This is a genomic window from Saccharothrix sp. HUAS TT1, from assembly GCF_040744945.1.
Taxonomy (GTDB): domain Bacteria; phylum Actinomycetota; class Actinomycetes; order Mycobacteriales; family Pseudonocardiaceae; genus Actinosynnema.
Genome location: NZ_CP160453.1, coordinates 7,066,358 through 7,077,236 on the forward strand (window position 1 = coordinate 7,066,358; position 10,879 = coordinate 7,077,236).

Annotated in this window: 6 protein-coding genes; 1 reads left to right on the top strand and 5 read right to left on the bottom strand. The window is 74.1% G+C overall.

What is annotated here, in order from left to right; genetic code table 11:
* Positions 1-27: 27 nt before the first annotated feature.
* Positions 28-1,671 (top strand): pentapeptide repeat-containing protein, encoded by a 1,644-nt coding sequence (locus AB0F89_RS31210; RefSeq protein ID WP_367129239.1) that lies wholly within the window; start codon positions 28-30, stop codon positions 1,669-1,671.
* Positions 1,672-1,708: 37 nt separating this feature from the next.
* Here the strand turns inward: AB0F89_RS31210 and AB0F89_RS31215 are convergent, their stop codons facing one another.
* The 5 genes from AB0F89_RS31215 to eccB all read right to left on the bottom strand — a co-directional run bounded on the left by AB0F89_RS31215 (position 1,709) and on the right by eccB (position 10,876).
* Positions 1,709-2,725, bottom strand: a complete 1,017-nt coding sequence (locus AB0F89_RS31215; RefSeq protein WP_367129240.1) for a hypothetical protein — start codon at positions 2,723-2,725, stop codon at positions 1,709-1,711.
* 94 nt (positions 2,726-2,819) lie between these two features.
* The gene (locus AB0F89_RS31220) at positions 2,820-3,233 is read right to left on the bottom strand and encodes a YbaB/EbfC family nucleoid-associated protein (protein WP_367129241.1); all 414 of its coding nucleotides are present in this window, start codon (positions 3,231-3,233) and stop codon (positions 2,820-2,822) included.
* Positions 3,234-3,325: 92 nt separating this feature from the next.
* The gene (locus AB0F89_RS31225; RefSeq protein WP_367129242.1) at positions 3,326-6,640 is read right to left on the bottom strand and encodes a right-handed parallel beta-helix repeat-containing protein; all 3,315 of its coding nucleotides are present in this window, start codon (positions 6,638-6,640) and stop codon (positions 3,326-3,328) included.
* Positions 6,637-9,513: a hypothetical protein gene (locus AB0F89_RS31230; protein ID WP_367129243.1), complete on the bottom strand. Its 2,877-nt coding sequence runs from the start codon at positions 9,511-9,513 to the stop codon at positions 6,637-6,639. The genes AB0F89_RS31225 and AB0F89_RS31230 overlap by 4 nt, the downstream gene beginning before the upstream one ends.
* A gap of 10 nt (positions 9,514-9,523) precedes the next feature.
* Positions 9,524-10,876 carry a type VII secretion protein EccB gene (gene eccB / locus AB0F89_RS31235; protein ID WP_367129244.1) on the bottom strand — a complete coding sequence of 451 codons (1,353 nt, stop codon included), beginning with the start codon at positions 10,874-10,876 and terminating at the stop codon, positions 9,524-9,526.
* Positions 10,877-10,879 lie beyond the last annotated feature (3 nt).

Below are 10,879 nucleotides of genomic sequence, written 5' to 3' on the forward strand. Positions count from 1 at the left end.
CAGGCCGACCGCGTCGGCCGGCCCCTGGTGCAGGGGCAACCGCTCGTTCAACCCCGGGGGCCGGAGCTGATCGCCCGCCGCGTTCCCGGCGCCCGGTCGGTCCTCCCCGAGGTTCTTCCCATCGCCCGGATCCGGCACGCCCCCGACGGGTTCGCGCGGTTCGACCACCGGGGCCTGCGGAGTGATCTCCGAAGTCCGCGGGTCGACCACCGTCACCGGCGGCGCGGTGGTCCCCTGGTCCGGTCCGCCTACCTGCTCCCGCGGCACTTCCGCGGTCGGGACCGGCGCCTGTGGCCGCTCGGGCTGCGGGTTGGCGATCCCGGGCGCACCCGGACCGGTCGTGACGGCCGCCGCACCACCGGCAACCATTCCACCCGCGAGCACGACGCCCGCGCCGATGCCGACGTCGCGTCCGAACCCGTCCCGGCCATCGACCCCGGGCGTGACCGGGTCCACCACGTCGTCCACGGGCACCCCGGCGCCCGGCTGTTCGAAAGGCGGTTCTCCGGTGCCCGGTTGTCCAGTGCCCGGCTGCTCGGAACCCGGTTCTCCGGCGCCAGGCTGCTCGGAAGCAGGCTCGCCAGTACCCGGTTCTCCGGCGCCGGGTTCTTCGGTGCCGAGTTCTTCGGCGCCGGGCTGCTCGGAACCAGGTTCTTCGGCGGGCGACACCTCGAAAGCGGGAACTTCGGGAGCGGGGACGTCGAGACCGGGTTGTTCCGGCGCCGGTTCTCCCACTCCCGGTTCGGGTTCCGGCCCGACCTCCTGCCCGGTGTCGTCAGCCTCCTCTCCCGATTCCTCCTCATCCAGATAATTCTCACCGACCAACCGATCCAACCCAGCCTCGAAACCCCCCGTGAAAGCACCACTCACCACCCCCATCCACACATCCTCCAAACCCTGCCCCGTCGCCCCCGCCATGATCGCACCCGCACCACCCTCACCCGCACCCTCCACACCAGCCGCAAAAAACGGACTGTCCACCGAATCCGGCGCCAACTTCCGACCCAACAAATAACCCCCACCGATCAACCCACCAGCCAACGCACCACCCGCACCCGACAACAACGTGCTCGTGACATCCCACTCCTCACGATTCCCGTCCTCGAACTGCCACCACTGCGCCAACGCGTCCTGCGCCATCTCCTGCGCAGCCTCCTGCACCGCCTCCACCAACAACCGCACAGACCAGTTCAACCGCTCCAGAATCCGCCCCACCGCCAACCGCCCGTACGTCACGATCTGCGGCACCAAACCCGCCGTGAAAGGACTCGCCAAAGCCCACAACACCATCTGACCGAAAAACGCCAACTCGATCACGATCGAATACTCCGCATGCTCCACCTGCAACGCCAGAGCATGCAAACTCCGCGACTGCTCCCCCGCCACCACCACCAAACGCGGAACCACCTCACCCAAACCCGCCACATACCCACGAAACGCACGCCCCGCCGCCTCGCCAACACCCCCCTCCACCACACCCGACAACCCCGCCAAACCACCAGCCGCCCCCACCAACCCAGCCGACAACCCCGCCCAACCCCGCGCCAACTCATACGCCTCGGCCGAACTGATCCGCGGGATCTCCTGACCCGCCAACAAGATCATGCCGATATCGCCGACCAACGACGGATCAAGATCAACAGGCATCGCGAGGAATCCCGTCAGGCATGAGGAGGGGCGGGGTGGGCGGGGTGGTCGGTCGGACGTCCTACGACTCGTTCGGATCCCGCTCTTCCGGCACCACGACAACCGGAGGGGTCTGCAGCGACTCGGCCGGGGTGGCCCAGACCGGCGCGTAGAGCTCGGTCCCGTCAGGCAGGACCTCCACCGGCAGCGGTTCGCCGAGGTCGTCGACCGGTCGAGCCCCCGGCTCACCTGGGAAGGCGATCGAATCGGCCCGCAAGGGCTCGGTGGCGGGCGGCTCGAAGAGCGAGTTCGGCCCGTCCACCCGCTCCGCCGGGAAGCTCAGCGACGGCGTGCTCGACAACGGCTCCACCGGTTCCTCCTCCCGGCTCGGCACGAAGCCCGGCTGCAGCACGCCCCGCACCACTTCGTCCAGGGTGTGCTCGTCATCGGGCTGGAAGAAGCCCTTGAGCCGTCCGTCCGGGCCCGTCAGGAACACCCGCCCGTCCTCGCCGGGCACCTCCGCCCCCATGGGCGCCAGCACGCCGATCCGCTCGCCGAGCGCGTTGACGAGGACCTGGGGCGACACCGGGATTCCGATGTCCGACGGCACGCGCTGGTCCAAGGCTTCCCCCCTGGGCACCACGCCCTTCCGGATCGGCCCGGTCCTCGCCGGGGTGATCGCGCTCGGCTGATCGACGTCACGCGGTGTCGTCCCCTTCCGCAGGGGCGCACCGGGGCCCTGCCCCGGGGGGACGACCACCGCGTTCTGGGCGTACCGGGTGTTGGTCTCCTCGGCGTCCTCCTGGCTCTGGGCGAGTTTGTCGAGCTTGTCCTGGGTGAGTGTCAAACCGCGGGAAATCCCGCGGACCGCGGTCATGAACGCGTGCGTGATCTCCATGTACGGCGGCAGGAAAGTCTTGCCCGTGCTGGTCTCCATCGCGTCGGGCACGGAGGTCTTCACCGGGGGTTTGTGCAGGTAGTCGTAATCCGAGAGGATGGACCTGAAGATGCCCGCCTGGACGCCGAAGTGCTCCCCGGCGCGCCGCAGCAGGGCCGGGTCGCCGACGATGGGTCCGTCGCCGGCGAGCGGTGGTGGCACGTCGGGTGTCCTGGGCGTTCCTCCGCCGAGGGGTTGACCCCCGGGCGGTCGACCACCGCCGGTGCCGGGCCTGTCTGCCGCCATCGTCTTCTCCTCAGCTCTTGGTCCGCAGCGCGGCACGCAGTGATTCCGGCAGGCCCGACTCGGGCGGCACGAACGACTTCGCGTCGAACTCGCCGGAGAAGATCGCCTTGGCGTCCAGGCCGGCGGGCATCTGCGGCGCCAGCAGCTCGGCGGCCTCGTCGCCGACCTTGCGCTGCGCCTCGGCGATCGTGTCGACCAGGACGCCGGCCAGCTCGGCGGGCGGCATCTTCTTGTAGGCGGCGGTGGGGAACTTGACGTCGGTCACGCGACCCCCGTGCCCGACGGTCACCGACACCACCCTGCGGGGCGCGGTCACGGTGGCCTGGATCTCCTGCAACCGCTGTTGGGTCTCCGCCATGAGCCGCTGCTGCTCGCGGAGCTGGGCGAAGAGCTGCTCCAGGTGTTCGGTGTGCTGATCGGACATGTCGACCTCCTCGATCAAGGGTGTGGGTGGACGCGCCCACCGGTGGCGCGCGCGGGTTCGGACAGCCTGTTTGCGAAGTCGCGTCTGCCCGATCAGCCCACGGCGGCCAACCCGCCCGACGCCGGCGAGCGCAGGTCCGCCGCGGTGAGGGTGCGGGACGCCGCGGTGGCGGCGAGGTGGTCCGCGAGCTGGTGGGCGCCGTGGGCCGTGCGGTCCGCCGACCCCTCGATGCGGGTGCGCAGCGCGGTGACGGCGTCGTCCGGCACGTCGTGACCGCGCCGGGCCAGGTGCCGCACGGCCATCCGAACCAGGTCGTCCACGCCGTGCTCGGTGAACTCCCACGCCTCGGCGAAGCACTCGGCCAGCAGGTGGTCGAGCGCGAGGAGGTCGCGCACCGGCCTCCGCTCGCCCAGCAGCAGCACGACCACGCCGTCGGCGTCCCGGCGGACCGCCTCGACCAGCGCTTCGGCGGTCTCCGCCCGGCGCTCCACCGAGTCGGTGAGCCAGCCGGCGTCGACGTCGAGCACCAGCACGCCGCCGGCGGCGTCCTCGAACGCCCGGCCCACCAGGCTGGCGGCCTGGCCGGGCCACCGCGGGCACAGGTCCAGCCCGACCCGGACCCGCACGACGTGGCCCGCGTCGACCAGGCCGAGTTCGGCGAGGGCCTGCGCGTAGAGCCGGGCCACCTCGCTGCGGCCGGTGCCGCGCGGGCCGGTCAGCACCGCGCTCGCCTGCCGGGCGACGGGCCTGCGGCGCTGCTTGAGCCCGCAGAGCCGCAATGTGTTGCGCCCCAACGCGTCGCGCACGTCGCTCAAGCCCTGCAGGGCGCTCAACCGCGCCCACGCGCGGCTCGCGGCCAGCGCGGCGGCCGGGTCCGTGCCCGCGTCGGGACCGCCGGTTGACGGGGCCGCCGCGCCGAGGGCGGCGAGTTCCGGCACCAGGTCCGCCGCGGTGAGCCGGTTGAAGTCGGAGTCCTTGGCCGGTGGCTCGTTCGCCAGGCGCGACGCCTGGTTGTTGACCATCGCCTCGAACAGCTTGCGGGCGACGCGGCCGTTGCCGAAGGTGTCGTTCTTGGGCACCCGGTCGAAGTAGTCGGCCAGCGCGCCCACCGCGTCGTCGGACAGCTCGTAGTAGTGCTTGCGGCACAGGTTGGCGGTGATGGTGACCAGTTCCTCGACGCTGTAGTTCGGGAACTCGATGGTGCGAGTGAAGCGGGAGGCCAGGCCGGGGTTGGAGGCGAGGAACTGCTCCATCAGCTCCGAGTAGCCCGCGACGATGACCACGATCTCGTCGCGGTGGTCCTCCATCATCTTCATCAGCGTGTCGATGGCCTCCTGCCCGAAGTCCGGTCCGCTGCCACCGGACTGGCTCGACAGCGTGTACGCCTCGTCGATGAACAGCACCCCGCCCATGGCCTTGTTCACCACTTCAGCGGTCTTGATGGCCGTAGCGCCGATGTACTGGGCCACCAGGTCGGCCCGCGCCACCTCCACCATGTGCCCGCGCGACAAAATGCCCAACTCCGCCAACACCGAGCCGTAGAGCCGAGCGACCGTGGTCTTACCGGTGCCGGGAGGACCCGCGAACACCAGGTGCCGCGACATCGGTGGCATCGGCAGGCCCAGCTCCTTGCGGCGCTGGCTCATCCGGATCAGGTTGATCAGGCCGATGACCTCCTGCTTCACGCCGTGCAGGCCGATCAGCCCGTCCAGGTCGGCCAGCGGCCCGTCCAGGGCGACCCCGCCGGCCGGGTCCCCGTCCTGGCCGCCGGTCGGCCGGACGCCGGGCAGCCGGTCGTCCGCGGGCCGGTCCGCGGGCGCGGGACCGATGCCGACGGCGACCTGGCGCTCGTCGGTGACCAGCCCGGTGACGGTGAGCCGGTCGTGCTCGACGCGCCGGTGCACGGGAGTGCCGCCGCTGCCGGTGACCGTGCAGCCGACGACGGAGGCGTCCTCCTCGGTGTCCAGCAGCACCCCGTCGCCCGCGCTGCCGGTGACCTCGCTGTCGTGCACGTCGGCGCGCCCGCCGCTGTGCACGTGGACGCCGTGCCGCCGGGCGTCGCGGACGCGGCACCTGGTGGCGTGCAGCGCTCCACCGGCGACTTCGAGACCGTCCGCGGCGGCGGCGACGACCTCGCCGTCGCGGACGGTGGCCAGGCTGTTCTCCCCGACGTGCAGGCCGCCACCGCGCAGCAGCGCGGAGGCCAGGGTGGCGCGGGCGCCGCCGGAGAGCGTGACCAGGTGGTCGGCGCGACCCGCGACCCTGAGGTCGCCGACCTCGGCGATCACCTCGCCGGACAGGTCGAGGCCGACGCCGTCGCCCGCGGACACCTCGGCGTCGGCGAGCACCAGGGTGGACCGCCCGGACAGCACGAGGGCCGGGCCGGACGACGGCTCCGCGCGCAGCCCCCGGATCTCGGCCCTGGCCTCGGCGCGCACCAGCACCGCGCCGTGCGTGGAGCCGCCGACCCACAGCTTGGTGAACCGGGGCGCGGCCTCGCCGTCCACGACGACGCCGATCGGGCTGTCGTCGACCCGGCAGTCCTCGAAGCGCGGCGCGGCGGTCCCGGTCACCTGGACGGCGTTGCGGCCCGCGCCCTCGAAGCGGCAGCCGCGCAGCAGGGGCTTGGCGCCGCCCGCGAGGTGCGCCGACTGCACCCCCGCGCCGGTGAACCGGGACTCGGCCACGGTCACCTCGCCCGTGCTGGTCAGGTACAGGTCGAGGCTGCCGCTGCCGCTGACCTGGAGGTTGCGGACGTCGGCGGCGGCCTCGCCCTCCACCACGACGGCGGGCTTGCCGGTGTCGACCACCGAGCAGTCCTCGACCACGGCGCGGGCCCGCCCGTTGACGCAGATCCCGTTGCCGCCCGCGCGCAGCACGCGGACGCGGCGCAGCACCAGCGCGCCGTCCTCCGCCACCACCACGCCCGACGACGCCGCGTCGGCGATCTCGGTGTCCTCGACGCTGCTCTGGTCGGGCGAGGTGACCACCAGCGCCGCGCCGCCGGTCGCGGTGAGCGCGCACCCGCGCAGCGACACCCGGCCGCGCCCCCGTGCCAGCACGGCGGCCCACGACGCGCTGGACACGCGGCAGCCGTCCAGCGCGACCTCGCCGCGCCGGGCGTCCAGCGCCGCCACGTCGTCGGCGGCGCCGGTGAGCACCAGGCCGGTCAGCCGCACGGCTTCCGCGTCGACCACGACGACGCTGCCGGTGGCCGCGTGCACCTCGACGGTGCCCAGCCCTTCCTCGGCGCTGAGCGTCACCATCCTGGTGAGCACCAGGCTCTCGTCGTAGCGGCCCGGCAGCACGCTGATCATGGCGCCGTCGCGGGCGTTGGCGAGGGCGGCGCCGATGGTCGGGTACGCGTCCGACCTGTTCTGCGCCACCACGAGCAACTGTCGGTTCATGCCTGCGACCTCTCCGCTCGGGCGCGGCGGACCAGGCCCGGCAACGTGTGGAACCTGGGCACCGCGTGCGCGGGGGTGCGCGGGTCGCGCCGGGCCGTGGCCCACTTGTCGGCGCCGGCGCGCAGCGCGACCGCCGCCAGCTCGTCCAGTGACACGCGGTTGCGGTCCACCCGGCCGTTGGCGTCGATCTCCCCGGCGGCCAGCTCGCGCAGCAGCACCCGGCCGCGACCGCCCTGCTCGGGTTCGGCCAGGCCGAGCACCTTGAAGCTGGTGCCGGGGACGAACAGCACGCGGTCGGCCGTGCCGCCGACCTCCGGCTCCAGCAGCCGCGTGCGCCGACCGGTCATCGACCAGACCACGACGTCCACGTCGCCTTCCTGGCGCGCGCAGGGCTCGCTGAGGGCGTTGAGGAACCCCCACTCGGTGACCAGCTTGCGGCCCCGGTACAGCTCCCACTCGGGCTCGGTAAGCGAGGTGGTGAACACGGCGATGCCGCGGTGCGAGGGCAGGCGGCTCAGACCGGAGACCACGCAGCGCGCGAACGGCACGTGCGGGCCGACGACGGCGTTGCGCAGCGCGTCGTCCACGCCGTCGCCGTCGGCGGACAGGTAGAGGCGGACGGCCACGGCGTCGGTCAGCAGGTCGGCCGGCCGGCCGCTGGAGCCCTGGAAGCTGGGGTGCTCGGAGAGCACGCGGGCCACCGAGTTCGCCACCGACGAGAACTGCTCGTTGAGGCTCTTGCGCAACCACGCGCGCTCTTCGTCCAGCCCGCGCTTGGGCACCACGGCCGCCGCGGCGGCGGTGGGCACGGGCTGCACCGCCGTGTCCGCGCCGGAGCGGGTGTCGCCGGCGGACCCGCCAGCCTCGGCGGGTTGGACGGCGCCGGCGGGTGGCTGGTCACGTGGGGGCGGGGCCGACGTGTCGGGGGACGGCACGTCGGCCTCGCTGCTCTGGGGTGGCGCGGCCACCGGTCGGGCGCCGGCCGGCGGGACGGCCGGGGAGGTCCCCCCGACCGGAGGCGCGGCGACCGGGGCGAGGGCGGCGGGCGGGCCGACAGCCGGCGGCACGGCCACCGGAGGCTCGGCCACCGACGGGGTGCCGGCTGAAGGCACGGCACTCGGAGGCGCGGCGGGTGGTGGCGCGGCGCCCGGAGGCGTCGCGGCCGGAGGCGCGGTCGGCACGTCGACCGGCACCCGGTCGGGATCGACCGGCGGGGTCGCGGCGAAGGCCGCTTCGGTGCGCGGCGGCGCGGCGGGCGGCAGCACGGCGGGGGATGGCGAAGTAGGTGGTGGCGAAGTGGGCGGCAGGGAGGCAGGTGGCAACGCGGCGGGCGGCAGCGCGGCGGGTGGCGGCGCGATGGCCGACTCCGGCCGACCGGGCGTCAACCGCTGGTCGATGCTCGGCTGCCGCCGGGTCTCCGCGTCGAGGTCGTCACCCGCGACGACCAGGTCCACGACAGGCATGGGCACCGGCGTGGGCACCGGCCTGGCCACCGCTTCGGCAGCCGGACCGACCGCCGGCGAGCCGGGCTGGGCGGCGCTCTCCGGGGAGACGACCTCCAGGATGACGACCTCGGCGCCGTCGGGTTCGGCGTCGATCTCGGCCATGGCCCGGCCGGCGGGTCGAGTGGGGGCGAGCACCCCGGCCGGGCGCGCGGCGGCCGGCACCACGTCGCTCATCCAGCGCGTCGCCGGGTCGAGCCGGGCGACCAGGTCGTCGGCCAGGACCTTCATCCGGGCTCCGGTCGCCTCGTCGGGCGCCTCGAACAGCATCAGGTGCCGCTCGGGGTCGATCGGCGTCGCCCGCACCGAGTCGGCGTGCTCCGGCGCCGCGGGCGGGCGGACCCACATCCCGGCGGGCACCACCTCCACCACCGCGTCGGGCGCGTACCAGTACACCGCCGGGCCGACCTCGGACACGCCGTGCACGGGCGGCCGGTGGCTGACCAGCCGGGGCGGCGGGGTGGCACCGGCGGGCTGCGGGGTGTAGGCCAGCTCGCGGGCCGCGCTGCGCCAGCCCGGCGCGCCGCCCGCGCGGATGGTGTAGACGTCGGGGTCGGCCACCGAGCCCACCGGCAGGCCGGTGTACCAGACCAGCTCCTCGCCGACGAAGTTGGTCAGCGCCTGCTCCGGGGAACCGCCGTCCGAGTCGGACAGCCGCCCGTAGCGCAGCAACCGCGTCCTGGCCCTCAGCGCGGCCGGGAGGCCGACCCAGAAGCGGGCCACGTCGTCGAACGAGATGGGCGGCGCGTCGGGGCAGCCGAGGACCAGGGTGAGCAGGTCGGGCTGGCACGGCAGGTTCTCCTGCAACCGGGCGCGGTGCGCCCGCAGCTGCCCGTCGTCGCAGGCGGGCCTGATCCACACCCCGCCGCCCAGCGGCTCGGCGATGCCGGTCGCGCTGGTGGCCAGCGCGTCGGCCACCACCTCGGACTCCCAGTTGGGCTTGGGGAACCGCTTGGACTCCCAGCGCGGCGGCTTGCCCGGCTGGAACCTGATCCACCCGCTGTTGCGGCCCGCGTCCACGAACAGCGAACCGCCCGCGCCCGGCAGGATCGCGCCGTCGGGGGCGATCACCGGCCGGTTGAGGCGTTCGGCCAACCACTGCCCGGCCAGCGCGGTGGTCTCGCGGGACCGGCCGCCGATGACGATCCGCACCCCGCGCCGGGGCCGGGGCATCAGGTCCGCCACCGATTCCCAGGCGGAGAACGGGCTGCCGGTGGGGAGGTCGACCACGACGAGGTCGTGGTGGGGGTCGACGGCCACGACGAGGGCGAGGTTGCGGGCCTCGGTCGTCAACTGGTCCCGGGGGTGGACCACCAGCGCGTTGCCGATCATCCGGCTGGTCATCTCCACGCCGCCGCGTCGGCTGGTCATCAGGCCCATGTCAACTGCCTCCCTTTTCCACCACGCCGAGGGCGCCGCGGGCGAGCGCGGGCCCACTGGGCACCGCGGCCAGCACTTCGGCTGCGACGGGCGTGGGCACGACACCGCCGAACCCCAGCGCGGCCACCGAGCCGTCGTCGGGCAACGAGTACTTGACACCCCGATCGGTGATCAGGAAGCGGTCCGGCTTGCGCCCCTCCGCCACGGGCACGGAGGCGGCCAGCACCCCCGAGGAGGGCTTCAGCCGGATGGCGGCGCTGTCCGCGGTGGCCTGGGCGGGGCTGTGCCCCGGGTCCGCGGTCACCAGTTCGCTGACCACCCGCACGCCCTCGGGCCGCTGGCGCAGGCACAGGGCGCGCTCGGTCACCCCGTCCCGCACCAGCGGGGAGGTCCCGGAGAGGTCGGGCAGGCGCGAGACCAGCGAGGTGTCGGCCGAGCGGGGTGCGGCGGCCAGCGCGGCGGTGTCCAGCGGGGTCGAGTCGCGCTGCAGCTTGGCCTGCACCAGCAGCGCCTCGACCCGCGAGAGCGGGGCGAGGCCGTCCTCGCGGAGCAGGAAGTGCTGAACGCCGCCCGAGGTGGCCTGCTCGAACAGGTCGCCGATCCGGTGCCGCTCACCCGCGATCGACGGCCCGGCTTTGCCGTCGCCCGCCACCTCGGCGGCGCCGATGACCGGGCCGTCCGGCAGGGCGTCCAACCACGCGGGCGGCGCGGTGACGGGCGGTCCGGCGCCGAGGCCCAGGGCGACCGGGACGGTGTCGTCGGCCAGCAGGTGCTTGCGGTCGCGCCACACCAGGTACTGCCGGTCGCCGGAGACGACCCACAGGTGCTCGTCGTCACCCGCGGTGGCCGCCTGCGCGCCGGGCACCAGGTCCAGCCCCATGCCGCCGCCGGACTTCGCCAGGCACAGCAGCCACGGCCCGCCGACGAGGGCGGCGCGGTCGGGCACCGCGTCGGGCGCGCCCGCGATGCCGATCTCGGGTCCCCGCTCCAGCCCCGCCAGCGACGCGCGCTTGATCGTCCGGACGTGCGCGCCCTCGCCGACCAGCAGCAGGGCGGACGCGTGGTTGGACAGCGGCACCAGCACCCCGCCGCGGTGGACGTAGGTCGCGCCGGTCTCCTCCTCGACCAGGATCGCGCCGGGCTGCTTCCACGCCTGCGAGCCACCCGGCTTGATCAGGCCGTAGACGCCGAAGCCGATGGCGATCAGCAGGGCCAGCACGATGCCCATGACCAGGCCGAACAGCGCGCGCCGGGCGGGTGGCTCGCCGTGGCTGGTGTCGCCGAGCAGCAGGGCGGAGCTCATCCGCCCGACCATGGTCTGGTAGGCGTGGAGGTGGTCCCGCTGGGTCTGCACGGC